This is a genomic window from Saccharothrix sp., from assembly GCF_031180885.1.
Taxonomy (GTDB): domain Bacteria; phylum Actinomycetota; class Actinomycetes; order Mycobacteriales; family Pseudonocardiaceae; genus Actinosynnema.
Map to the genome: position 1 here is coordinate 1 of NZ_JAPSLK010000084.1, position 22979 is coordinate 22979.

The 22979-nt window shown below is 71.1% G+C and carries 23 protein-coding genes and 1 pseudogene; 7 read left to right on the forward strand and 17 right to left on the reverse strand.

Annotated features, from left to right (window positions below; genetic code table 11):
* Positions 1–485: 485 nt before the first annotated feature.
* Positions 486–1760, reverse strand: coding sequence for a tyrosine--tRNA ligase (tyrS, locus tag RIN75_RS41410; protein WP_309117586.1), 1275 nt, complete (start codon positions 1758–1760; stop codon positions 486–488).
* 105 nt (positions 1761–1865) lie between these two features.
* Between tyrS and RIN75_RS41415 the strand changes: the two genes are divergently transcribed.
* Positions 1866–2303 (forward strand): hypothetical protein, encoded by a 438-nt coding sequence (locus tag RIN75_RS41415; RefSeq protein WP_309117587.1) that lies wholly within the window; start codon positions 1866–1868, stop codon positions 2301–2303.
* A 94-nt stretch (positions 2304–2397) separates the two neighbouring features.
* A complete protein-coding gene (locus RIN75_RS41420) occupies positions 2398–2919 on the forward strand; it encodes an EF-hand domain-containing protein (RefSeq protein ID WP_309117588.1) in 522 nt (173 codons plus the stop codon).
* A gap of 6 nt (positions 2920–2925) precedes the next feature.
* Here RIN75_RS41420 and RIN75_RS41425 read toward each other — a convergent pair whose 3' ends face one another.
* Both RIN75_RS41425 and RIN75_RS41430 read right to left on the reverse strand, forming a co-directional pair.
* Positions 2926–3822: an NADP-dependent oxidoreductase gene (locus RIN75_RS41425; protein ID WP_309117589.1), complete on the reverse strand. Its 897-nt coding sequence runs from the start codon at positions 3820–3822 to the stop codon at positions 2926–2928.
* Between the two features lie 2 nt (positions 3823–3824).
* Positions 3825–4112, reverse strand: coding sequence for a luciferase family protein (locus RIN75_RS41430; protein ID WP_309117590.1), 288 nt, complete (start codon positions 4110–4112; stop codon positions 3825–3827).
* A gap of 68 nt (positions 4113–4180) precedes the next feature.
* Between RIN75_RS41430 and RIN75_RS41435 the strand changes: the two genes are divergently transcribed.
* Positions 4181–4585, forward strand: coding sequence for a helix-turn-helix domain-containing protein (locus RIN75_RS41435; RefSeq protein WP_309117591.1), 405 nt, complete (start codon positions 4181–4183; stop codon positions 4583–4585).
* Between the two features lie 523 nt (positions 4586–5108).
* Here RIN75_RS41435 and RIN75_RS41440 read toward each other — a convergent pair.
* From RIN75_RS41440 to argC, 9 genes are read right to left on the reverse strand one after another with little or no spacing between them, the layout of a single operon-like run.
* Entirely contained in the window at positions 5109–5729 is a 621-nt protein-coding gene (locus RIN75_RS41440) for a DNA-3-methyladenine glycosylase (RefSeq protein WP_309117592.1), read from the reverse strand.
* A complete protein-coding gene (gene argH, locus RIN75_RS41445; RefSeq protein ID WP_309117593.1) occupies positions 5713–7104 on the reverse strand; it encodes an argininosuccinate lyase in 1392 nt (463 codons plus the stop codon). Before argH ends, RIN75_RS41440 begins: the two co-directional genes overlap by 17 nt.
* A gap of 27 nt (positions 7105–7131) precedes the next feature.
* A complete protein-coding gene (locus RIN75_RS41450; RefSeq protein ID WP_309117594.1) occupies positions 7132–7872 on the reverse strand; it encodes an argininosuccinate synthase domain-containing protein in 741 nt (246 codons plus the stop codon).
* Positions 7865–8359 carry an arginine repressor gene (locus tag RIN75_RS41455; RefSeq protein ID WP_309117595.1) on the reverse strand — a complete coding sequence of 165 codons (495 nt, stop codon included), beginning with the start codon at positions 8357–8359 and terminating at the stop codon, positions 7865–7867. The genes RIN75_RS41450 and RIN75_RS41455 overlap by 8 nt, the downstream gene beginning before the upstream one ends.
* Positions 8356–9282 carry an ornithine carbamoyltransferase gene (argF, locus tag RIN75_RS41460; protein ID WP_309117596.1) on the reverse strand — a complete coding sequence of 309 codons (927 nt, stop codon included), beginning with the start codon at positions 9280–9282 and terminating at the stop codon, positions 8356–8358. Before argF ends, RIN75_RS41455 begins: the two co-directional genes overlap by 4 nt.
* A complete protein-coding gene (locus RIN75_RS41465) occupies positions 9282–10427 on the reverse strand; it encodes an acetylornithine transaminase (protein WP_375296094.1) in 1146 nt (381 codons plus the stop codon). Before RIN75_RS41465 ends, argF begins: the two co-directional genes overlap by 1 nt.
* 22 nt (positions 10428–10449) lie before the next feature.
* Complete coding sequence (argB, locus tag RIN75_RS41470; RefSeq protein ID WP_309117598.1) at positions 10450–11325, reverse strand: acetylglutamate kinase; 876 nt, start codon at positions 11323–11325, stop codon at positions 10450–10452.
* A complete protein-coding gene (gene argJ, locus RIN75_RS41475; protein ID WP_309117599.1) occupies positions 11322–12503 on the reverse strand; it encodes a bifunctional glutamate N-acetyltransferase/amino-acid acetyltransferase ArgJ in 1182 nt (393 codons plus the stop codon). Before argJ ends, argB begins: the two co-directional genes overlap by 4 nt.
* Entirely contained in the window at positions 12500–13513 is a 1014-nt protein-coding gene (gene argC / locus RIN75_RS41480; RefSeq protein WP_309117600.1) for an N-acetyl-gamma-glutamyl-phosphate reductase, read from the reverse strand. Before argC ends, argJ begins: the two co-directional genes overlap by 4 nt.
* Before the next feature lie 468 nt (positions 13514–13981).
* On the opposite strand from argC, the gene RIN75_RS41485 reads away from it, so the two are divergent.
* Positions 13982–14650, forward strand: coding sequence for an HAD-IA family hydrolase (locus RIN75_RS41485; RefSeq protein ID WP_309117601.1), 669 nt, complete (start codon positions 13982–13984; stop codon positions 14648–14650).
* Positions 14651–14664: 14 nt separating this feature from the next.
* A complete protein-coding gene (locus RIN75_RS41490) occupies positions 14665–15507 on the forward strand; it encodes an alpha/beta hydrolase (RefSeq protein ID WP_309117602.1) in 843 nt (280 codons plus the stop codon).
* A 77-nt stretch (positions 15508–15584) separates the two neighbouring features.
* Here the strand turns inward: RIN75_RS41490 and sthA are convergent, their stop codons facing one another.
* Entirely contained in the window at positions 15585–16997 is a 1413-nt protein-coding gene (gene sthA / locus RIN75_RS41495) for a Si-specific NAD(P)(+) transhydrogenase (RefSeq protein WP_309117603.1), read from the reverse strand.
* Between sthA and RIN75_RS41500 the strand changes: the two genes are divergently transcribed.
* On the forward strand, positions 16996–17709 hold the full coding sequence (locus RIN75_RS41500) for a DNA alkylation repair protein (protein WP_375296093.1): 714 nt from the start codon (positions 16996–16998) through the stop codon (positions 17707–17709). The genes sthA and RIN75_RS41500 overlap by 2 nt on opposite strands.
* A gap of 123 nt (positions 17710–17832) precedes the next feature.
* Here RIN75_RS41500 and RIN75_RS41505 read toward each other — a convergent pair whose 3' ends face one another.
* Entirely contained in the window at positions 17833–18915 is a 1083-nt protein-coding gene (locus RIN75_RS41505) for an alpha/beta hydrolase (protein WP_309117605.1), read from the reverse strand.
* 90 nt (positions 18916–19005) lie between these two features.
* On the opposite strand from RIN75_RS41505, the gene RIN75_RS41510 reads away from it, so the two are divergent.
* Positions 19006–19566, forward strand: coding sequence for a TetR family transcriptional regulator (locus tag RIN75_RS41510; protein WP_309117606.1), 561 nt, complete (start codon positions 19006–19008; stop codon positions 19564–19566).
* Here RIN75_RS41510 and RIN75_RS41515 read toward each other — a convergent pair.
* From RIN75_RS41515 to RIN75_RS41525, 3 genes and pseudogenes are all read right to left on the reverse strand, one after another.
* Complete coding sequence (locus RIN75_RS41515) at positions 19563–20039, reverse strand: hypothetical protein (RefSeq protein ID WP_309117607.1); 477 nt, start codon at positions 20037–20039, stop codon at positions 19563–19565. The two genes, RIN75_RS41510 and RIN75_RS41515, sit on opposite strands and share 4 nt — an antisense overlap.
* A 328-nt stretch (positions 20040–20367) precedes the next feature.
* The gene (pheT, locus tag RIN75_RS41520) at positions 20368–22845 is read right to left on the reverse strand and encodes a phenylalanine--tRNA ligase subunit beta (RefSeq protein WP_309117608.1); all 2478 of its coding nucleotides are present in this window, start codon (positions 22843–22845) and stop codon (positions 20368–20370) included.
* A gap of 3 nt (positions 22846–22848) precedes the next feature.
* A pseudogene (locus tag RIN75_RS41525) lies at positions 22849–22979 on the reverse strand (phenylalanine--tRNA ligase subunit alpha); the annotation flags it as partial.

The window sequence follows — 22979 nt, forward strand, 5'->3', positions numbered from 1 at the left end:
CACAGGCCGGAATATGACCTGCTTCAACAGTCAGTCGTCCAGTCAATCTCAAAGGAAACCTCTTGACGAGGTTCATAAATTTACTGGCTATTCGGCACGCTGTTGAGTTCTCAAAGAACACGCGCTCGACATCACTCACCGCTGGAAGGCGGCTCGATCCGAAGGCTTGTGCATTCAGTAAGCTTGTGTCTGAAACCGAACGCCCATGGCCACAGCGACTCGAAGAGTCCGGGCTGGGTCTTCCTGTTTCGCGGTCACCCACTCTACCACACGAGGTGGGAGCTTGGTTCGTGACCCCCGCCGCGCTCCGTTCCGGTTTTCCCGGCCCGTTCCGCGCTGGCAGAGAGAAAGTTACACGCACCCGAAGCGGAGGTCAAATCGGGGGCGCAGCGTGGCCACACGGACTGAAACCGCAGGTCAACAGCCCGTGCAGCACTCGCCACCACGCTATCCGACCGACTCTGCGCGCAACAGTGTGACCGCGATCACACGAGAACGCGCACGCCGGCCGTGTTCCGCTTACCCCGGCGCACCACCAGCCACGACCCGTGCAGCAGGTCGGCAGTGGTGGGCACCCACTCCTCGTCGGACACCTTCGCGTTGTTCACGTAGGCGCCGCCCTCCTTGACCGTCCGCCGCGCGGCGCCCTTGCTGTCCGCGAGGCCGGAGCCGACGAGGAGGTCGACGATCGTCGGGCTGTCGGCCAGGCGCACCTCGCCGGTCGGCGCCTCGGCCATCGCGGCCTCCAGCGTCGACAGGTCCAGCTCGCGCAGCTCGCCGCGACCGAACAGGGCCTGGCTCGCCGCGATCACCTGCTTGGTCTGGTGCTCGCCGTGGACCAGGTCGGTGAACTCCCGGGCCAACCGCTTCTGCGCGGCCCGCAGGTGCGGGGCGGACGCGGTCTGCTCCTCCAGCTCGGCGATCTCCTCCCGGGACAGGAAGGTGAACATCCGCAGGTACCGCAGCACGTCGGCGTCACCGACGTTCACGAAGTACTGGTACCAGGCGTACGGCGAGGTCATCGCCGGGTCGAGCCACACGTTGCCGCCGCCGGTGGACTTGCCGAACTTGCGGCCCTCGGTGTCGGTCACCAGCGGCGCGGTCAGGGCGTGCACGGACTTGCCGTCGACCTTCCGGACCAGGTCGACGCCGCCGATGATGTTGCCCCACTGGTCGGAGCCGCCGATCTGCAGCCGCGTGCCGTACTTCCGGTTGAGCTGGAGGTAGTCGTGCGACTGGAGGAGCAGGTAGCTGAACTCGGTGTAGGACATGCCGTCGCCGTCGAGGCGCCGCTTCACCGTCTCGCGCGCCAGCATGACGTTGATCGAGAAGTGCTTGCCGACGTCCCGCAGGAACTCCAGCACCGACAGCCCGCCGGTCCAGTCGAGGTTGTTGACGACGATCGCGCCGGTCGGCGAGTCGTCGAACTCCACGAACCGCTCCAGCTGGCCCCGGATGCGCTGCGCCCACTCGGCGACGGTGTCGAGCGTGTTCAGGGTCCGCTCGCCGGTGTCGCGCGGGTCGCCGATCATGCCGGTCGCGCCGCCCGCGAGGACGATCGGCCGGTGCCCGGCGCGCTGGAAGCGGCGCAGCATCAGCAGCGGGACGAGGTTGCCGGCGTGCAGGCTGGGCGCGGTCGGGTCGAAGCCGCCATAGAGGGTGAGCGGGCCCGAGTCGAGATCCTTGCGCAGGGCGTCGAGGTCGGTGGACTGCGCGATCAGGCCGCGCCAGGACAACTCGTCGAGGATGTGCTCACTCACGGGTAGCCATTCTCCCCTACCAGGTCAAAGCGGTTTGCGCAGGTACCCGTCGGGGTACGCGGGGCGTGAGCAGCGGGGGACACCTAGTTCGAGAGGACTCGGCCGATGACCTACCCCGATCGCGACCCACGTCCCGTCGACCGCCCCACCGAGGCGATGCGCCCGGTCGGTGAGCCCGTCCACCACGAGGAGGTCGTCGAGCGGGGTGACGACCGGGTCCGGACCGTGCGCGTGGTGTGCGCGGTGATCGACGTGGTGTGCTGGGTGTTCGCCATCGTGCTGGCCGTGCACATCTTCCTGGTGATCGCGGGCGCCAACCCGGCCAACGGCTTCGCGCAGGTGATCGAGTCGTGGTCGGCCGGTGTGTCGCTGGGGCTGCGCAACCTGTTCACGCCCGCCAACGACGCGTTGCGGACGCTGTTGAACGACGGTCTCGCCGCGATCCTGTGGCTGGTGATCGGCGCGCTGCTGACCCACCTGATCACCAGGCTGGCGCTGCCCGACGGCGAGCGGCGCGCCTGGTACCGCCGGACCGTCCGGTAGCACTACGTTCGGTCACCGGCGGCTTCACCCGGGTGAGGAAAAATCGCCCCGCTGGTCAATTGTCGTGCGGCCGCCCGGCGGCCAGGTTTGCTGAGTGGCCAGCGACTTGCAGAAGCGGAAGAGTTCCATCGTCTTCAACGCGATGGACGGCGACGACGACGGTTTCCTGGAGCGGGCGGACTTCGAGGCGCTCACCGACCGGTGGGTGGCGATCCGCGGCGACAGCGGCGAGGCGCGGTTGCGCGAGCTGATGATGGGCTGGTGGGAGACGCTGCAGTCGGCGTCCGACCAGGACCGCGACGACAAGGTCACGTTCGACGAGCTGATGGGCGTGGTGGACAACCTCGGCACCATGCTGGACCTGGTGGTGGCGACCGCGGAGTCCATGTTCGAGGCGGTGGACGAGGACGGCGACGGCCGGATCTCGGCCGAGGAGTACTCGTGGATGATCCGGGCGTGGACGGGTGCCGAGACGCCCACGGACGAGGCGTTCGCGCGGTTGGACCTCGACCGCGACGGGTGGCTGTCGAAGAACGAGTTCGCGCGGCACTGGGTGGAGTTCTGGGCGGGCGACGACCCCGACGCGCCGGGCACGCACGTGTTCGGGGCCGTCTGACCCGGCTCAGATCGTCACGGCGAGCTTGCCGACCGTGCCACGGGTGAAGTCCTCGACCGCGCGGGTGGTGTCGGCGAGGTCGTAGACGCCGGCCAGCGGGACCCGCAGGCGTCCGGCGACGACGTCGTCCGCGAGCGCCGCGAGGGTGGCCGGGTTCGGGTCGGCCATGATCGCGGTGGACGTGATGGCGGGGTCGTCGGGGACGTGGTGGACCGTGGTCGCGAACCGGCCGCCGGGGGTGACTCGGCGGGCCACGGTGGCGCCGTCGCCGGCGAGGTGGATGGCGGCGTGGACGGGCGCGAGGGTCTTCAGGTCGTCCGGGTGGACGGCGTGCGTCGCGCCCACGGCGGTGACGAACGCGGCTTCCGCGCCGGAGCGGGCGGTGGCGATAACCTCGGCTCCGCGGGTGGCGGCGAGTTGGACGGCGAACGCGCCCACGCCGCCGGTGGCGCCGGAGATCAGGACGGTCTCGCCCGGGGTCGGTTGGACGGCGTCGACGGCGTTGCGCGCGGCGGTCCCGGCGAGGCCGAGCGCGCCGGCGCGGGCGTGGTCGAGGCCGTCGGGGATGCGGGCGATGCCGTACTGGGCGTTGACGACGACGTACTCGGCGAAGCCGCCCTGGCCGAGGGTCGGGCGCATGACCACGCCGAACACGTCGTCACCGGGGTGGAAGTCGGCCCCGTCGCCGACGGACTCGACGTGGCCCGCGAAGTCCTTGCCGAGGACGACCGGGAACTCGTATTCGTAGGTGCCCTTCAGGTAGCCGCCGAGGACGCCCAGGTCGAACCCGTTGACCGAGGACGCCCGCACGCGGACCAGCACCTCGCCGGGGCCGGGCTGCGGGACGGGCAGGTCGGTGAGCGCGGGGGCCGCGCCGAACTCGGAGAACGCGACAGCGCGCATGGTCACACTTCCTCGGAGGTCGCCTGCTGCCAGGAGGCGCGCAGGACGTCGGTGGCGACGGCGAGTTCGGCTTCGTCGCGGGGGCTGTGGAGCATGACGATCGTTTGCGGCCACTCGGGGCGGCGGCTGATCGGGTGTGGTTCGGCCCAGTCGGTGTTGTGCAGGGGTTCGACCAGGGACTTCGGCACGGTGAGGTGGAGGGAGCCGGCGCGGTGGACGTGGCCGAACTCGTCGGTGCTGGGGTGCAGGAAGGCTTCCCGGGGGCCGGTTCTGGTTGGTAGGTCGATCACGGGGTACCGCACTTTCTGTGCGTTGGTTACTGGTTGTGCGGTTACCGATCCTGGTCGAGGATGCCCTCATGACGGAAGACGGCACATTGACCCGCCCTACGCACACCGATGTGCGTGTGACCGGTGAGCACCCGATGTGCGAGCTGCGCGACGTGCTCGACCGGGTGGGTGACAAGTGGAGCGTGCTGGTGATGAGCCTGCTGGGCGGCGGGTCGCGGCGGTACTCGGAGTTGCAGCACTCGATCGAGGGGATTTCGCAGCGGATGCTGACGTTGACGCTGCGGTCGTTGGAGCGGGACGGGTTGGTGTCCCGGAAAGTGACGCCGACTTCGCCGCCGCGGGTGGACTACGCGTTGACTCCAGTGGGGGCGACGTTGTCGGAGCAGGTGGCGGGGTTGATGCGGTGGGCGGAGGAGCACCGGGGGTACGTCGCGGAGTCACGCGTGCGGCACGACGCTGCGCAGCGAGCCTGACGGCCGACTTCGCGCTACCCGAGGTGGCCCGGTACGGCGTTGGGCAGGCTCGACGCGGCCAGGCTTCGGCTCAGTGCGGCGACTCGGCCCAGCAGCTCAGCTCGGCTTGGCTCCGCGCGGCGGCCCGGCGGCTCGACGGCGCGGCTCCGCGCGGCCAGGCCTCGGCTCAGTGCGGCGGCGCGGCTCGGCGGCGCGGCGCGGCTCGGCCCGGTTGGCGGCCGGCTCGGCCCGGTTGGCGGCCGGCGCGACCTGGCTCGGCGTCGATCTTGCTGCGGCCCGGCGGCCAAAGCGCTGCGGCGTGGCGTGGCCGGGTTTGGGCTGGTCAGCGGGCGTGCGGTGCGGCTTGGCGCGGCCTCCGGCCCCCGCTTCCATTGTCCCACGGGGGTACGACATCCGGCGTTGAGCGCCCCCTGGGGCTCATTGTCCCACCGGGGTACGACAATTCGGGTTCGAGCGCCCCTGGGGCCCATTGTCCCAGTCAGGTACGACAGTTGCCCCAGCCAGGCACGACAGAAATTAGTGGTCAGGTGACGCGGGTGCGGCGGGTGCCTCGGCGGTACGTGCTCACGGCCGGCGAGTCGATCCAGAAGCGCCACGGGACGTCCACCGCCACCGCGACACCCACGCGCGGGCCGGTGCGGATGTCGGTTGCCGGGTCGCCTGCCAAGAGGCGCACCGAGGCGTCGGAGGAGGTCAGGTCTACGCCGTTGTGCGCTCGGTCCAGGCCCAGGACGCCGGTCAGCCTTGCCGGACCCTTCGCGAGTTCGGCGTGGCTGCGGGCGGCGGGGCGGCGCATTTGGGCCAGGTCCTCGCCGTACACGACCTCGCCCGCCCGGAGCAGGACCGCGCCGGGGACGCCGTCGGTCAGCGACACCACGTTGGCGCAGAAGTGCATGCCGTAGACGAAGTACACGTACAAGCGACCCGCCGGGCCGAACATCACCTCGTTGCGCGCCGTCTTGCCCCGGTAGCAGTGGGACGCCGGGTCGTCGCCGCCCCGGTACGCCTCCACCTCCACGATGCGCACGCCGACGACACCCTCGGGCGTGGTGCTCTCGATGATCGACCCGAGCAGGAGCCGGGACGCGTCGACCGGGTCGACGGCCAGCTCCTGCTCGGTGAGCTGCCTAGGCGTGGCGAGCAAGGCGTGCCTTGTCCCGCAACCGCTTGAGCTGTTCGGCCACCCGGTCGGGCGCGGTGCCCCCGTGCGCGTCCCGCGACGCGATCGAACCTTCCACGGTCAACACGCTACGCACCTCGGGCGTGAGGTGTGGCGAGATCCCCGCGAACTCCTCGTCGGTCAGGTCCTCCAAGCCCACGCCGCGGGCCTCGGCGACGCGCACGCACTCCCCCGCCGCCTCGTGCGCCACGCGGAACGGGACGCCCTGCCGGACCAGCCACTCGGCGATGTCGGTCGCCAGGGTGAACCCGGCGGGCGCGACCTCGGCCATGCGGGCCGTGTCGAAGCGCATGGTGGCGATCATCCCGGCCAGGGCGGGCAGCAGGAGTTCCAGCTGCTCGACCGAGTCGAACAACGGCTCCTTGTCCTCCTGGAGGTCCCGGTTGTAGGCGAGCGGCTGGGCCTTGAGGGTCGCCAGCAGGCCGGTCAGGTTGCCGATCAGCCTTCCCGACTTGCCCCGGGTCAGTTCGGCGACGTCGGGGTTCTTCTTCTGCGGCATGATCGAGCTGCCGGTGGCCCAGGCGTCGTCCAGCACGGCGAAGTGGAACTCGGCCGTGGTCCAGATGATCACCTCTTCGGCGATCCGGGACAGGTTCACGCCGATCATGGCCAGCACGAACGCGATCTCGGCGGCGAAGTCGCGGGACGCGGTGCCGTCGATGGAGTTCTCCGCCGGCGCGTCGAACCCGAGGTCCGCAGCCACCGCCGCCGGGTCCAAGCCCAGCGACGAGCCCGCCAGCGCGCCCGAGCCGTACGGGGACACGGCGGCGCGCTTGTCCCAGTCGCGCAGCCGGTCGATGTCGCGCAGCAGGGCCTGGCCGTGCGCCAGGAGGTGGTGCGCAAGCAGCACGGGCTGGGCGGACTGGAGGTGCGTGCGGCCGGGCATGACGGCGGTCGGGTGCGCTTCGGCCTGGCCGGCCAGGGCGTCCACGACGTCCAGCACGCCCTCGGACACGCGGTGCGCGGCGTCGCGCAGCCACATCCGGAACAGGGTCGCCACCTGGTCGTTGCGGGACCGGCCGGCGCGCAGCTTGCCGCCCAGCTCGGGGCCGGCGCGTTCGATGAGGCCGCGCTCCAGAGCGGTGTGCACGTCCTCGTCGGCCAGCGTCGGGGTGAACGCGCCGGAGGCGACGTCGGCCTCCAGGGTGTCCAGCGCCGCGATCATCCGGTCGCGCTCGTCCTCGGTCAGCAGGCCCGCGCGGTGCAGCACGCGGGCGTGCGCGCGGGAGCCCTTGATGTCGTAGGGGGCGAGCCGCCAGTCGAAGTGCGTTGACGCCGACAGCAGTGCCATCGCGTCCGCCGGCCCGCTGGCGAACCGCCCACCCCACAGAGAAGTCACGACTACCTCTTCACCGTTTCCCAGCCGTCACGGCTGCGCGTATGCCTTCGTCGTGGCTCGGCCGCCGTGCAGCACGAGCCGGATCTCGCCGGACACGTCCCCCTGGGTGTGCTCGATGAAGGTGTCCAGCGCGTCCTTCAGGGGCGAGTACCACAGCCCGTCGTGCACCAGTTCACCCCAGCGCCGCTCCACCCGCCGCTTGAAGCGGACCAGGTCGCGCTCCAGGGTGATCTCCTCCAGGTCGCGGTGCGCGGTGATCAACGTGGCCGCGCCGTGCCCGCCGGAGCGCAGGTTGACCTCGCGCAGCGCCTGCATCGCGGTCACCGTCTCGCCGTCCAGCGCGACCGGCACACCCCGGTCGAAGGTGACCACGAGTTCCTGCGGCTCGTGCTCGTGCGGGACCGCGCTGCCCGACCACACCGTCCGCGACGACGCGGGCAGGTGGTCCAGCACGATCACCCGCAGGTCGGGGGCCAGCGCACGCAGGCAGGTGTCGAGGCGTTCGCCGCCGCTGTGCGCCACGGTCGTCGCACCGTGCTCGCGCGCGGCGGCCACCACGTGCTTGGCCACCAGCGGGTCGGCCAGCGCGGACGACGGCGCTTCGGCGGCGTTGGCCAGCAGCGCGGGCAGGCAGTAGGAGTCGGCGAACTCGTCCGCCGCGTCCACCAGCAGCTCGTCCACCCCGACCACGACGACCTCGGCGGCGGCCAGGGCGACGGCGAAGGTCTCGAACGTCTCCCGGCCGACCACGACGACCCGTTCAGCCACCGTCGGTTCCCTCGTCGCCCGCGGCCAGAGCCAGCACGCGCGCCGCGAGGTCCGCGCCGGTCATGGGCTCGCGGGCGACCACGATGATGGTGTCGTCGCCGGCGATCGTGCCCACGATCTCGGTGAGCGCGGCCCGGTCCAGGGCGCTGGCCAGGAACTGCGCCGCGCCCGGCGGGGTGCGCAGGACGGCCAGGTTGCCCGACGAGTCCGCCGAGACGAGCAGTTCGTTGAGCACGCGGACCAGCCGGGACGTGCCGCCCTGGACGCCGCGCACCGGGCTGCCGTCCTCGGGGATCACGTAGACGGGCGCGCCGCCGTCCGGGCCGCGCAGCTTGACCGCGCCCAGCTCGTCCAGGTCGCGGGACAGCGTGGCCTGGGTGACCTCGATGCCCTCCATGGCGAGGGTCTTGGCCAGCTCCGACTGGCTGCGAATGGCCCGTTGGCTGACCAGTTCGACGATGCGGGCCTGCCGCGCTGTTCGGGTCATCGGCTGTTCTCCAGCAGCCACACCAGCAGGGCCTTCTGGGCGTGCAGGCGGTTCTCCGCCTCGTCCCAGATCGCGCTGTCCGGCCCGTCGAGCACCTCGTCGGTGATCTCCCAGCCGCGGTGCGCGGGCAGGCAGTGCAGCACGGTCGTCTTCACGCCGGTGGACGCGACCAGCGCCGAGTTGACCTGGTACGGGCGGAACGGGCCGACCCGGTCGCGGCCGTCGTTCTCCTGGCCCATGGACGTCCAGGTGTCGGTGACCAGCACATCCGCGCCCTCGACGGCCTTGCGCGGGTCGATGACCACCTCGACCGACCCGCCGGTCTCCGCGGCGCGCTTGCGGGCGTCGTCCAGCGCCCACTGCTCGGGCTGGAACCCGACCGGGGCGGAGACCCGGACGTGCATGCCCGCGGTGGCGCCACCGAGCATGATCGAGTTGGACATGTTGTTGGCCCCGTCACCGAGGTAGGTGACGGTGAGGCCGGCGAGCCTGCCGTGCACGCGCCGGATGGTCTGCAAGTCCGCCAGAACCTGACACGGGTGGAACTCGTCGGTCAACGCGTTGATCACCGGGATGCGCGACACCGACGCCATGGCCTCGATGCGCTTCTGCGCGAACGTCCGCCACACCACGGCGTCCACGTAACCGGACAGGATGCGGGAGGTGTCCTCGATGGTCTCCTCGCGGCCGAGCTGCATGGAACGGCCGTCGATGATCACCGGGTTGCCGCCCAGCTGGGCGATGCCGACCTCGAACGACAGCCGGGTGCGGGTCGAGTTCTTCTCGAAGATCACCGCCACCGACTTGGGCCCGGCCAGCGGCTTCGCGCTCAGCCGGTCGGCCTTGTAGGTGTCGGCGAGGTCGAGGACCTCGGCCTGCTCGGCGGGACTGAGGTCGTCGTCGCGCAGGAAGTGCCGGACCATCAGGACTCCTCGTTCGACGGCAGGAAGGACGGGAGGTCGGCCACCAGGCGGTGCGCGTCGGCCTCGTCGAGCACCAGCGGCGGCGCGAGGCGGATCACGTCGGGCTGGATGGGGTTGATCAGATAGCCGGCCTGCTGCGCGGCCGCCGCGATCTTCGCCGAGACCGCCTCGCGCAGCGTGATCCCGAGCAGCAGGCCGGCTCCCCGCACACCGGAGATGAGCGGGTGGCCCAACGCCTCCACGCCGGCGGCGATCTCCTTGCCGACCGCGGCGGAGTGCTCCAGCAGGCCCTCGGCGGCGATGGTGTCCAGGACGGCCAGGGCCGCCGCGCAGCACACCGGGTTGCCGCCGAACGTGGTCCCGTGCTGGCCGGGCTGGAACAGGTCCTTGGCCGGGCCGAACGCGATGCACGCGCCCAGCGGCAGACCGCCGCCCAGGCCCTTGGCCAGCGTCATCACGTCCGGCACGATGCCGAAGCGCTGGAAGGCGAACCAGGAGCCGACGCGGCCGACGCCGGTCTGCACCTCGTCCAGCACCAGCAGCGCGCCGTGCTTCTGCGTCATGGCGCGCGCGGCCTGGAGGTAGCCCTCCGGCGGCACGACGACGCCCTGCTCACCCTGGATCGGCTCCACGAAGAACGCGGCGGTCTCGTCGTCGATCGCGGCTTCGAGCGCGGCCACGTCGCCGAACGGGACGTGCACCACACCCGGCACCAGCGGTTCGAACGGGCCGCGCTTGGCGGGCTGGCCGGTCAGGGCGAGCGCGCCCATGGTGCGGCCGTGGAAGCCGCCCTCGGTGGCGACGACCTTGGTGCGGCCGGTGCGGCGGGACAGCTTGAACGCGGCCTCGTTGGCCTCCGCACCCGAGTTGACGAACAGCACGCGGCCGTCGCCGTCCTGGCCGGTCAGGTCGAGCAGGCGCTCGGCGAGCTTGAGCGCGGGTTCGTTGATGTAGAGGTTCGAGGTGTGGCCGAGCTTGCCGATCTGCTCGGTGACCGCGGCGACGATCGCCGGGTGGGCGTGGCCCAGGGCGTTGACCGCGATGCCGGTGAGCAGGTCCAGGTAGCGGTTGCCGTCGGCGTCCCAGACGTAGGCGCCTTCGCCGCGTTCGAGGGTGAGACCAGGCGTGCCGTAGTTGTTCATCATGGTGGCCTGCCACCGCTGCTGGTCAGTCACTCTCGTCCCCCAACACCATCGTTCCCACACCTTCGGAGGTGAACACTTCAAGCAGCACGGAGTGCGCCAGCCGCCCGTCGATGACGTGCGCCTCGGGCACACCACCGCGCACCGCGCGCAGGCACGCCTCCATCTTGGGCACCATGCCGCTGTCCAGGTCCGGCAGCAGCTTCTCCAGCTCGGACGAGCGGATCTGGTGCAGCAAAGAGCTTTTGTCCGGCCAGTCCGCGTACAGGCCCTCGACGTCGGTGAGGACCACGAGCTTCTCGGCCTTGAGCGCCACGGCGACCGCGCCGGCGGCGGTGTCGGCGTTGACGTTGTGCACCACGCCGTCGGCGTCCGGGGCGACCGTGGAGACGACCGGGATGCGGCCCGCCTTCACGATGTCCAGCACGGCCTCCGGGTTGACCTCGACGATGTCGCCGACCAGGCCGATGTCCACCGGTTCGCCGTCCACGATCGCGGGCCTGCGCGCGGCGGTGAGCAGGTGGGCGTCCTCGCCGGACAGGCCCACCGCGTACGGGCCGTGCTCGTTGATCAGACCGACGAGTTCGCGCTGGACCTGGCCGACCAGGACCATGCGGACGACGTCCATCGCCTCGGGCGTGGTCACCCGCAGGCCGCCGCGGAACTCGCTCTCGATGCCCAGCCGGTTGAGCATGGCCGCGATCTGCGGGCCGCCGCCGTGCACCACCACCGGGTGCAGGCCGGCGAGCTTGAGGAACACCATGTCCTGCGCGAACGCCCGCTTCAGCTCGTCGTCCACCATGGCGTTGCCGCCGTACTTGATGACGACCGTCGCGCCCCGGAAGCGCTGGAGCCAGGGCAGCGCCTCGATCAGGACCTCAGCCTTCTCGCGTGGGTTCATGAGCTGTAGGCGCTGTTCTCTTCGACGTAGGCGTGGGACAGGTCCGTGGTGAGGACGGTGGCGGTGCCGTCGCCCAGGTTCAGGTCCACCACGATCTCGATGTCGCGGCCGGACAGGTCGGCCTCACTGCGGTCGGCGGCCTTGTGGCCATCGCTGAACAGGGTGACGCCGTTGATCGTGATGCCCAGTTTGTGCTGGTCCACGGTGGCCTGGGAGCGGCCGACGGCCATCGCGACGCGGCCCCAGTTCGGGTCCGAGCCGAACAGGGCGGTCTTGACCAGGTTGTCCTCGGCGACGGTCTTGGCGACCACGACCGCCTCGGCCTCGTCGACCGCGCCGTTGACGGTGATCGAGATCTCCTTGGTGACACCCTCGGCGTCGCCCTGGAGCTGCTTGACCAGGTCGCCCGCGACGACCGTGAGGAGCTGCTGGAAGTCCTCGGCGCTGGGCGTGATGCCGGACGCGCCGGAAGCCAGGACCAGGACGGTGTCGTTGGTGGACGTGCCGCCGTCGACGTCGAGCCGGTCGTAGGTCTTGGCGGTGGTGGCGCGCAGGGCCGCGTCGAGCGCGTCGCCGTCGATCACCGCGTCGGTGGTGATGACGCTGAGCATGGTGGCCATGTTCGGGGCGAGCATCCCGGCGCCCTTGACGAAGCCGCCGACCGACCAGCCGTCCGGGTGGGCCGCGAAGGACTGCTTGGGGCGGGTGTCGGTGGTCATCACGGCGGTGGCGGCGTGCAGGCCGGCCTCGGTGGTCGAGTCCAGCTCCTTGGCGGCGACCTCGATGCCCGCCTTGAGGTTGTCCATCGGCAGGCGCTCGCCGATCAGGCCGGTGGAGCAGACGGCCACCTCGATCGCGCCGACGCCGAGCACCTCGGCGACCTTCTCGGCGGTGGCGTGGGTGTCCTGGAAGCCCTCGGGGCCGGTGCACGCGTTCGCGCCGCCGGAGTTGAGGACGACGGCGTTGAGCTTGCGCTCCTTGAGCACCTGCTGCGACCACAGCACGGGCGCGGCCTTGACCTGGTTGGTGGTGAACACACCCGCCGCGGCCTGGCCCGGTCCCTCGTTGACCACCAGTGCGAGGTCCAGCGCGCCGGACTCCTTGATGCCCGCGGCGACACCCGCGGCCTTGAAGCCCTTGGGGCCGGTGACGCCCTTGTCACGGACGGGGTTGTTCACGGTGCCACTCCCACAGTGGACAGGCCGGTGGTCTCCGGCAGGCCGAGTGCCAGGTTCATGCACTGCACCGCGGCGCCCGCGGTGCCCTTCGCCAGGTTGTCGACGGCGGCGACCACGACCAGGCGGTTGAGGTCGGGGTCGACGGTGACCTGGAGCTGCACGGCGTTCGAACCGAGCACCGCGCCCGTGGTCGGCCAGTGGCCTTCCGGCAGCAGGTGCACGAACGGCTCGTCCGCGTAGGCCTTCTCGTAGACCGCGCGCACGTCCTCGTCGCTGGTCAGGGTGGCCGAGCAGGTGGCGAGGATGCCCCGTGGGAGCGGGGCGAGGACCGGGGTGAAGGAGACCTTCACGTCCCGCCCGGCGACCTTGGACAGGTTCTGGGTGATCTCGGGGGTGTGCCGGTGGGCGCCGCCGACGCCATACGCGGACAGCGACCCCATCACCTCGGAGCCGAGGAGGTTCGGCTTGAGCGACTTGCCCGCGCCGGACGTGCCGGACACGGCGACCACGGTGACCTCGGGTTCGATCAGGTGGACGGCCGGGGCGAGCGCCAGGGAGGACACGGTCGGGTAGCAGCCGGGGACGGCGACCCTGCGCGCGTTCTTGAGGACCTCGCGCTGACCGGGCAGTTCGGGCAGGCCGTAGGGCCAGGGGCCCGCGTGCGCGCCGCCGTACCAGCGGGTCCAGGCGGCTTCGTCGGTGAGGCGGTGGTCCGCGCCGCAGTCGATCACCAGGGTGTCGTCGCCCAGTTGCGCGGCGATCGCGGCGGAGTGACCGTGGGGCAGGGCGAGGAAGACGACGTCGTGGCCGGCGAGGTTCTCGGCGGTGGTCTCACCGAGCACGCGGTCACCGAGCGGCAACAGGTGCGGTTGATGGGCCAGCAGCGGGGTACCCGCGTTACCGCCGGCGGTGAGCGCGCCGATCTCCACGTCCGGGTGGCCGAGCAGGAGCCGCAACAACTCGCCACCGGCGTAGCCACTGGCCCCCGCGACCGCGATCCGTACCGTCATGCGGATAAGTATGCACGCTCGTGCAAAGTCACTCAAATACGCTTTCCCGATGGGTGGTCGCGACCTTCGTCACGACACGGCGACCGCGACGATCTCCGAACCGCCGTCGTGCGCCGGGCCGTCGCAGTCCCGTACCGCGCCACCGCCCGCAGCAGGCCCGCGCCACCAGCCTGACCAGTGCGTCGCGTTCGAGGAACCGCAGCGTGCTCCAACTCACCGCGCCCCGCGCCCATGCCACACCGGCCCCAGACCGGGCAGCTCTACCGGCCGGCGCCACACCGGGCAGCTCCGCCGGCCGGCGCCACACCGGGCAACTCCGCCGGCCGGCGCCACACCGGGCAACTCCGCCAGCCGGCGCCACACCGGGCAACTCCGCCAGCCGGCGCCACACCGGGCAACTCCGCCAGCCGGCGCCACACCGGGCGGCTCCGCAGGCCTCGGCGGTCGGTGTCGGCCAGCCGAACACGCGTGGCGAACACCTTCCAGCCGCTAGCTTGCCCCCATGAGGGCAGTGATCTTCGACTGGCGGGGCACCCTCGTGCTCACGCCCACCTTCCGCGGCTGGGCCACCGAGGCCCTGCGCCGCCTGGGCCGCGAACCTCCACCGCCGCCGACATCATCTCGGCCATCGACGTCGAACGACTCGACGCACCCGGCGTCGACGCCGACGCCACGCTCCACCGCGAGACCTACTACAGCGCCTTCACCGACGCCACCCTGGACCCCGACCTGGCCGACGCACTGTACGAAGTGGAAGCCGACGCCACCTTCAACCCCTTCGCCACCGACGCCGCCCCAACCCTGAAAACCTTGCACGACAACGGAATCCGCATCGGCATCCTGAGCGACATCCACTTCGACCTCCGACCCGCGTTCGACGGCCTGCCGGTCGACTCGTTCGTGCTCTCCTTCGAACACGGCGTGGCGAAGCCGGACCCGGCGATCTTCCGCATCGCACTCGCGGAACTGGGCACCTCCCCCGAGGAGACGCTCATGGTCGGCGATCGGGCCACGCACGACGGCGCGGCCGTGAACGTCGGCATGCCCACCCTCCTCGTGCCACCACTGCGGAGCGTCGACGACGCACGCCTCCACCTCGTCACTAATCTAATGGTTGCTAACGCTTCCAACCGTTAGATAGTGTGCGCGCCATGCTCCTGCCCAAGGTCTTCCACCGGCACGTCGAGGTCGACGGCGTCCGCGTCTTCTACCGGGAGACGGGTCCGGCGGACGCGCCCACACTCCTGTTGCTGCACGGCTTCCCGAGCGCGTCCCACCAGTTCCGCCGCCTGCTGGACGCCCTCGGGACCCGCTACCACCTGGTCGCACCCGACTACCCGGGCTTCGGCCACAGCGCCGACCTCGACCACCACACGTTCGAGCGACTGGCCGACGTGGTCGAGGGCTTCGTGCGGGCGGTGGGCCTGACCCGGTTCGCGCTGTACGCGTTCGACTTCGGCGGCCCGGTCGGCTTCCGCCTGGCCACCAGGCACCCGGAGTGGATCACCGGTTTGGTCGTGCAGAACGCCAACGCCTACGAGGAAGGGTTGTCCGAGGCCGCCCAGGCCTTCGTGGCCAACCGCGACCGCGAGGTCGCCCGCTCCCTGATGACCCTTGCCTTCACCAGGTCCCAGTACGAGGACGGCACCACCGACCGGACCCTCGTCGACCCCGACGCCTGGACCCTCGACCAGCACTTCCTCGACCAGCCGGGCCGCACGGAGATCCAGGTCGACCTGGCGCTCGACTACCACACGAACGTGGCCGAGTACCCGCGCTGGCAGCAGTGGCTGCGCACCCACCAGCCGCCGACCCTGGTCGTCTGGGGCCGAGGCGACGGCATCTTCACCGAGGACGGCGCGAAGGCCTACCTCCGGGACGTGCCGAACGCCGACCTGCACCTCGTCGCCACCGGCCACTTCGCCCTCGAAGAGCACGCCACCGAGATCGCCCCGCTGATCGCCACCTTCCTGGACCGCCTACCGACGACCTGACCCACACCCAGGACCCACTCGTTCGGCGGTTCAGACGAGCCAATCACACCCGCTCCGGTGAGCATGGGAGCCCTGTGTCAGGTGCCGAAGCGGTCCAGGGCGCGGATCTTGTTCGTCACGTCCAGGGCCGCCACCTTGTAGGCCTCGGACAGCGTCGGGTAGTTGAAGACCGTGTCCACCAGGTAGTCGACCGTGCCGCCGCACGCCATGACCGCCTGTCCGATGTGGACGAGGTCCGTCGCGCCCGTGCCGAACAGGTGCACACCGAGCAGCTTGCGGTCCGCAGTGGACACCAGCAGCTTCAACATGCCGTAGGCGTCGCCGACGATCTGGCCGCGCGCCAGTTCGCGGTAGCGGGCCAGGCCCACCTCGTACGGGGTCGCCGACGCGGTCAGCTCCGCCTCGGTCGCACCGCAGTACGAGATCTCCGGGATCGTGTAGATCCCGATCGGCTGCAACGCCGACAGCTCGTTCACCGTCTCGCCGAACGCGTGGTACGCCGCCAGCCGACCCTGGTCCATCGACGTCGCGGCCAGCGCCGGGAAGCCGATCACGTCGCCCACCGCGTAGACGTGCTCCACCGACGTGCGGTAGTGCTCGTCCACCGTCAACCGACCCCGGTGGTCGGCCTCCAGGCCGGCGGCGGCCAGGTTCAGCTCCTCGGTGGCGCCCTGGCGGCCCGCCGAGTACATGACGGCCGCCGCCGGGATGCGCTTGCCACTGGCAAGCGTGGTCACGGTGCCGTGGTCGGACACGGCGACGTTGACCACCTTCTCCCCGAACCGGAACGTGACCGCCAGGTCGCGCAGGTGGAACTTCAGCGACTCGACGATCTCCGGGTCGCAGAACTCCAGCATGCGCTCCCGCTGCTCGACCACCGTCACCCGGCAGCCCAGGGCGGCGAACATCGAGGCGTACTCGATGCCGATCACCCCGGCCCCGACCACGACCATCGAGGACGGGATCTCCTCCAACGCGAGCACCTCGTCCGAGTCGAGGACGCGCTCCTCGTCGAAGTCGACCTGCGCCGGACGGGCCGGACGCGTGCCGGTCGCGATGACGATCTTGTCCGCCGTGACCGTGTGGTGCTCGGCCCGGTGCACGCCCTCCACCGCCACGGTGTGCGGGTCGACGAACCGCGCCGTGCCGGTGAGCAGGTCGACCTGGTTGCGGTGCAGCTGGGCACGCACGACCTGGACCTCACGCCCGATCACGTGCTGGGTCCGGGCGAGGAGGTCCGAGATCGTGATGTCCTTCTTGACCCGGTAGTCCGCGCCGTACAGCTCGCGCTGACTCATGCCGGTCAGGTACATCACCGCTTCCCGCATGGTCTTCGACGGGATCGTGCCCGTGTTGGCGCACACGCCGCCGACCATGTCCGCCTTGTCCACGATCGCGACCCGCTTGCCGAGCTTCGCGCCCGCGATGGCCGCCTTCTGCCCGCCGGGACCCGATCCGATCACGAGCAGGTCGTAGTCGTACTCGCTCATGAGCGAAGCGTGTCACACCGAGCCGCTCTACGGTGGTGTCGTGAGCGGACTCGTCGCAGCGATCCACGAAGGACTGAAGTCGGCCGCCGACCCGGCGAAGGCGCCGGAGATGCAGCGGTACATGAAGTCCGAGATGCCGTTCCTCGGTGTGCCGAAGCCCGAGCGCGCCCGACTGGCGCGGTCGCTGTTCGGCGAGTTCCCATTCACCTCCCGGGACGAGTGGGTGGACACGGTGCTGGAGCTGTGGCGCGGTGCCACCTACCGCGAGGAGCGGTACCTGGCGCTGGACCTGGTGGGCCGCTACCCCAAGTGGCAGGACCCGACCCTGCTGCCGGTGTACGACGAACTGGTCGTGACCGGCGCGTGGTGGGACTTCGTGGACGAGATCGCGTCCCGCCGCATCGGCCCCCTGCTGCGCGCGCACCCCGCCGACGTCGAACCGGTGGTGCGCACCTGGATGACCGACCCGGACCGCTGGCGGCGGCGGGTGTCGGTGATCTGCCAACTGGGGTCGAAGGGCGAGACGGACCTCGACCTGCTCCAGGACGCGATCGAGGCGAACATCGCGGACCCGGACTTCTTCCTGCGCAAGGGCATCGGCTGGGCGTTGCGGCAACACGCCCGCGTCGACCCGGGGTGGGTGCGCGCGTTCGTCGAGGCGCACCCGGAACTGTCTCCTCTCTCGCGACGTGAAGCCATGAAGCACCTGTGACGCGGCAGGCGGCACGTGCGGGAGGCGGCGAGTGCGGGAGGCGGCCGGTGCCTACCGCGGGCCGTGTCCTACCGCGGGCCGTGCCTGGCCCGGGGTGCGAGCGCTGGGTGGTGTGGGCGGTGGTCACTCGAGTACCCCCAGGCTGTTTCGGCGGATGGAGGGTGTCGGGGGGTCGGCCGGCGGGTGAGCGCTGGGCGAGAGGGAGCTGGGCGAGAGGGAGCTGGGAGTGTGGGCATCGGGAGCGTGGCGGCCGGGAGCGTGGCCGCCGGGGGTGTAGCTGCCGAGGGTGTGGCCGCCCGGGGTGTAGGCGGTGCGGAGGTGGTCGGCTATCAGGGTGATCGCCTCTCGGGCCACCTCGATCGGCCTGGTGTGGGTGAAGCCGTGGTCTACGCCCTCGAACTCGCGGTAGGTCACGGGGACGGTCTCGGACTCCAGGATCTTCGCGAAGTCGTTCATCTCCTCTCGCAAGGTGTCGTGCTGCGCGGTCAGCACGAGGGTCGGTGGCAGGTCCGCGAGCCTCGGGTGGCGGATCGGCGAGGCGTGCGGGTGCTCGGGGTCCACGCCCGCGAAGTACGTGCGGCGGACCAGGGACATCAGGGGTCGGCGCACCACGGGTTTCTCCAGGACCGATGTGCGGCTGGAGTCGGGGCGGCACAGGTCGACGACACCGGACTCGACGGTCAGCGCCACCGGCACGGGTAGCCGGGCCTCCGCCGCGCGCAGCGCCACGTTCACCGCGAGCTTGCCGCCGGAACTGGCGCCGCCGACCGAGATGCGCTCGCCGTCCCACCCGTATGTCGCCAACCGCATCCAGCGGTACACGTCGAACATCTGGTCCTCGGCCACGGGGAACCGGACCTCGGGCGCGGTCGAGTAGTCGGGGACGACGACATAGGCGCCGACCTCGGAGGCCAGGAACCGCGCCACGTTGTCCTCCTGCTCGGGCACCCGCGCGATGAACGCACCGCCGTGGGCGATCAGGTGCGCGGGCGGCCGGTCGACGGGATCAGGTGGTGCGTACACCAGAGCGCGGATTTCGCCGTGGCGCGTGGGGATGCGGACCGTGGCCGGTCTGGCCACCCTCCTCGAGGCGAACTGGAGTTCGGGTGACGCGTACCGGAGCCGGTGCAGCAACGGGAACGCCGCCTGGAACGCGGCCGCGGCGAGCGCGGGACGCCAGGCGATCAACGGGTCCTTGCGGATCATGGCGAACCTTCCTTTCCAACTGGTTGGTTAGCAAGTTGCCGGCAAGATCGGAGTTTGTCAACTAACCGGTTGGAAGATAGTCTCGCGGGCGTGATCAGAGACGCGGACGCCACCCGCCAACGCCTGCTCGATGCCGCCCTCGCCGAGTTCGCCGAGCACGGCATCGCGGGCGCGCGGGTCGACCGGATCGCCGCCCAGGCGAACTCCAACAAGGCGCAGATCTACCACTACTTCGGCGGCAAGGCGCAGCTCTTCGACGCCGTCTACGGCTCGATCGTGCGGCGGCTCGTGGAGTCCACCCCGATCGACGTGCACGACCTGCCGGGGTACGCGGCGAAGCTCGCCCGCATGTACGACGTGCACCCCGAAGTCATGCGACTGGCCGTGTGGCACCGGCTGGAGCCGGGCGAACCCGAGGTCAACGCCCTGGCCGTCGAGGCGACCGGCCGGAAGGTCGACCTCATCGCGCAAGCCCAGGCGGACGGCCTGCTGCCCAAGCGCTTCCCGCCCGCGGTGCTGCTCGGGCTGGTGCTGCACCTGGCCGCGACCTGGACCGAGGCCAACCCGGAGTTCCCGGGCGAGTTGCCGGACGCGGAAGCGCGCTACGAGTACGTCGCCGAAGCGGTGCGGAGGTTGATCGACCTCCCCTAGCCGCGGGTAGCGCGGCCGGAGTAGGTGAGCGGGAAGACGGAGTCCTTGCACGCTTCGGGCACGTCCGGGGAGATCTGCACGACCATCTCGACCTCGACGACCCCCGCGGGCGGGATGGTGACCGGCTCGGCCATCGGCCGCACGCTCAGCACGCCGGACGGGCAGTCCACCACCCGGTTGTGCGCCTCGTCCAACGGCTGCCCCGGCACGGCCTGGAGCGTCATCACGACGATGTCGACGCTGTTCGGGTTGGACAGCCGCACCAGCCGCGACCCGACCCCGCCGGGCGTCAGCTCCACCGGGGCACCGGACACGTCGTTGATCTCGAACGGCTTGAGGTCGGCGACGCCGGGCTCGCCGTTGCTCACCGCGTACGCCATCGCGGGCAGTTCGGGCTCGGGCCAGGTCAGGTGCATGGCGGCCACCACGGCGGCGCCGACACCCAGGATGGTCATGGCGACGGCGACTTCCATCCGTGGTCCCAAGCTGCGCATGAGGCAACCTCACTAGATTGCTGCATCAGGCGGTGGGTTCGCCGCTAGCTCCCCGTCGGACCGGCGACCAGACTCGCCCGGCGGTTCATCGCTTCGCCCCTCGGCCCAGCGGGCCGCGAAGCCAATCTTGGAGAACGTTCAACCTTGGCGCAAGAACCAAGCAGGCCCGGATATACAGGTCCAAAGACCTCTTGACACATCACGCTGTGTGGCCTGATCTGCACGTTCGCACTACCTCGGCAACCGACGGTTTCACACCGTCGGCGCAATCCTGGACCCGCAATGGTGCGGGTCCAGGAACTCTGCGTCAGCCTCTCAGCACCGCGCCGAAGCGCGCCGACGCTTCCGCCACCGCCGCGTCGCGGGCCGCCGTGGCCTCCTCGACGGTCAGCGTCCGGTCCGGCGCGCGGAACCGCAGCGCGTAGGCCAGCGACCGCTTGCCCTCGCCGACCTGGTCACCGGTGTACACGTCGAACAGGCGCAGGTCCTCCAGCAGCTCACCGCCGCCGGTGGTCAGCGCCCGGCCCACCTCGGCGGCCGGCACGGCCGCGTCCACGACCACCGCCACGTCCAGCAGGACCGGCGGGTACGGCGACACGACCGGCGCGGGACGGTGGTCCTCCACCGGCAGCGCGTCCAAGTCCAGCTCGAACGCCACGGTCCGCTTGGGCAGGCCCAGCGCTTCCAGCACCTTCGGGTGCAGCTCGCCCGCGTGACCCACCGGCCAGTCGCCGACGCGCAGCTCGGCGCACCGACCCGGGTGCCACGGCGCCAGCGAGGACGCCTTGACGGTCAGTTCGACGCCATAAGCCTCACCGACCAGCCGTGCGGCCTGCACCGCGTCCGCCCAGTCCGCCGGCCGGCCCTTGCCCCACCAGCCCGCGTGCTCGCGCAGCCCGGTCAGCACCGCCGCGACGTGCACCGGCTGCTGCGGCAGGGACGCCACCAGCGACGCCACCTGCTCGTCGGACGGCCGCGCGCCCACGCCCACCTCGGGCACCGGCACCGGCTGCGCGCGCGGCAGCGTGACCTGGGCGACCGTGTACAGGGCCACGTCCCGGGCGCCACGCGCCAGGTTGCGCTGCAACGCCTCCAGCAGGCCCGGCACCAGGGTGGTCGCCAGCGCGTGCTTGTCCGCTTCCAGCGGGTTCAGCGCGCTGACCGTGCGCCGCCGCACGTCGTCCTCGGCCAGCCCGAACGCGTCGAACACCGAGGGCGCGATGAACGGGAACGGCTTGACCTCGACGAACCCGTTCTCGGCCAGCGCGCGCGACACCGTCCGGCGCCGCCGCTGCTGCTCGGTCAGGCCGCGACCGGCCGGGGCGGGCGGCAGCGTGGACGGGATCGTGTCGTACCCCTCCAGCCGCAGCACCTCCTCCACCAGGTCGGCGGGCTGGGTGAGGTCGGAGCGCCAGGTCGGCGGCACCGCGGTCACCAGGGTCGCGCCGTCGTCGCCGGTCGAGACCTCGACCTGGCAGCCGATCTGCCCGAGCCGCCGCGCCGTGACGCCGCGCGCGTAGCGCACGCCGGCCACCCGGTCGGGCAGGTCGATCGGCATGGTCACCGGACCGGGCAGCACCGGGGCGCCCACGTCCGTGCGGCCCGGCTTGATGCTGCCCTCGGCGAACATGTGCAGCAGCCGTGCCGCGCGCTCCAAGGCCACCGGGGCCAACGCCGGGTCCACGGTCCGCTCGAACCGCTTGGCGGCCTCTGAAGGCAGCTTGTGCCGCCTTACAGTGCGCGCGATGGACGCCGGGTCCCAGTTCGCCGCCTCAAGGAGGATGTCCGTGCTGGTGTCGCGGACCTCGGTGGACGCGCCGCCCATGACACCGGCCAGCGACACCACGCCGCTGTCGTCGGCGATCACGACGTCGTCCGGGTCCAGCGCCCGGACCTGCTCGTCCAGCGTGGTGAGCTTCTCCCCCGCCACCGCGCGCCGCACGACCAGGCTGCCCTGGACGCTGGCGCCGTCGAACGCGTGCAGCGGCTGGCCCAGCTCCAGCATCACGTAGTTGGTGACGTCGACCGGCAGCGAGATGGACCGGATGCCGGCCAGCATCAGCCGCCGCCGCATCCACCACGGGGTCGGCGCGGTCGGGTCGACCCCGGTCACCCGCCGGGCCACGAACCGGGAGCACGCCGACGGGTCCTCGATCCGCACCGGCAGCACCTCGCCCTCGGCCTCGGGCACCTCGGCCAGGCCGGGGTCGCCGAACGCCACGTCGAACGCGCAGGCGATCTCGCGGGCCAGGCCGCGCACCGAGAACGCGTAGCCGCGGTCGGGCGTGGGCGCGACCTCGATGACCGTGTCGTTGAGGCCGAGCAGCTCGATGGCGTCGTCGCCGGGCTGCGCGGTGCCGGTGGGCAGCACCAGGATGCCCGAGTGGTCGTCGCCCAGGCCCAGCTCGCGGGCCGAGCAGATCATGCCCTCGCTGACGTGGCCGTAGGTCTTGCGCGGGGTGATCGCGAAGTCACCGGGCAGCACCGCGCCGGGCAGCGCCACCACGACCGAGTCGCCCTCGACGAAGTTCGACGCGCCGCACACGATGCCGTTGACCTGGTCGGGACCGACCTCGACCCGGCAGTACCGGATGGGCTTCTTGAACTCGGTGAGTTCCGTGATCTCCATGACCCGGCCCGCGACGAGCGGACCGGTCACGGGACCGAGCTTGTGGACGCCCTCCACCTCGAGCCCGATCCGCACGAACGCCTCGGCGAGCTGCTCGGGCGTCGGGGTCTCGGCGAACTCGAGGTTCTCGACCAGCCAGGTAACCGGGATACGCACCGGTCATGCCTCCGTTCCGAATGGCTGGGTGAAGCGGACATCGCCTTCGACCATGTCGCGCATGTCGGGCAGGCCGTTGCGGAACTGCAGCGTGCGCTCCAGGCCCATGCCGAACGCGAACCCGGAGTACACGT

Bases quoted from the DNA above. Each gene is read 5' to 3' on its own strand.
- RIN75_RS41415 (WP_309117587.1), top strand. From the start codon at position 1,866: ATGACCTACCCCGATCGCGACCCACGTCCCGTCGACCGCCCCACCGAG.
- RIN75_RS41425 (WP_309117589.1), bottom strand. From the start codon at position 3,822: ATGCGCGCTGTCGCGTTCTCCGAGTTCGGCGCGGCCCCCGCGCTCACC.
- RIN75_RS41435 (WP_309117591.1), top strand. From the start codon at position 4,181: ATGACGGAAGACGGCACATTGACCCGCCCTACGCACACCGATGTGCGT.
- RIN75_RS41455 (WP_309117595.1), bottom strand. From the start codon at position 8,359: ATGACCCGAACAGCGCGGCAGGCCCGCATCGTCGAACTGGTCAGCCAA.
- argF (WP_309117596.1), bottom strand. From the start codon at position 9,282: ATGGTCCGGCACTTCCTGCGCGACGACGACCTCAGTCCCGCCGAGCAG.
- RIN75_RS41465 (WP_375296094.1), bottom strand. From the start codon at position 10,427: ATGATGAACAACTACGGCACGCCTGGTCTCACCCTCGAACGCGGCGAA.
- argB (WP_309117598.1), bottom strand. From the start codon at position 11,325: ATGAACCCACGCGAGAAGGCTGAGGTCCTGATCGAGGCGCTGCCCTGG.
- argC (WP_309117600.1), bottom strand. From the start codon at position 13,513: ATGACGGTACGGATCGCGGTCGCGGGGGCCAGTGGCTACGCCGGTGGC.
- RIN75_RS41490 (WP_309117602.1), top strand. From the start codon at position 14,665: ATGCTCCTGCCCAAGGTCTTCCACCGGCACGTCGAGGTCGACGGCGTC.
- RIN75_RS41500 (WP_375296093.1), top strand. From the start codon at position 16,996: ATGAGCGAAGCGTGTCACACCGAGCCGCTCTACGGTGGTGTCGTGAGC.
- sthA (WP_309117603.1), bottom strand. From the start codon at position 16,997: ATGAGCGAGTACGACTACGACCTGCTCGTGATCGGATCGGGTCCCGGC.
- RIN75_RS41505 (WP_309117605.1), bottom strand. From the start codon at position 18,915: ATGATCCGCAAGGACCCGTTGATCGCCTGGCGTCCCGCGCTCGCCGCG.
- RIN75_RS41515 (WP_309117607.1), bottom strand. From the start codon at position 20,039: ATGGAAGTCGCCGTCGCCATGACCATCCTGGGTGTCGGCGCCGCCGTG.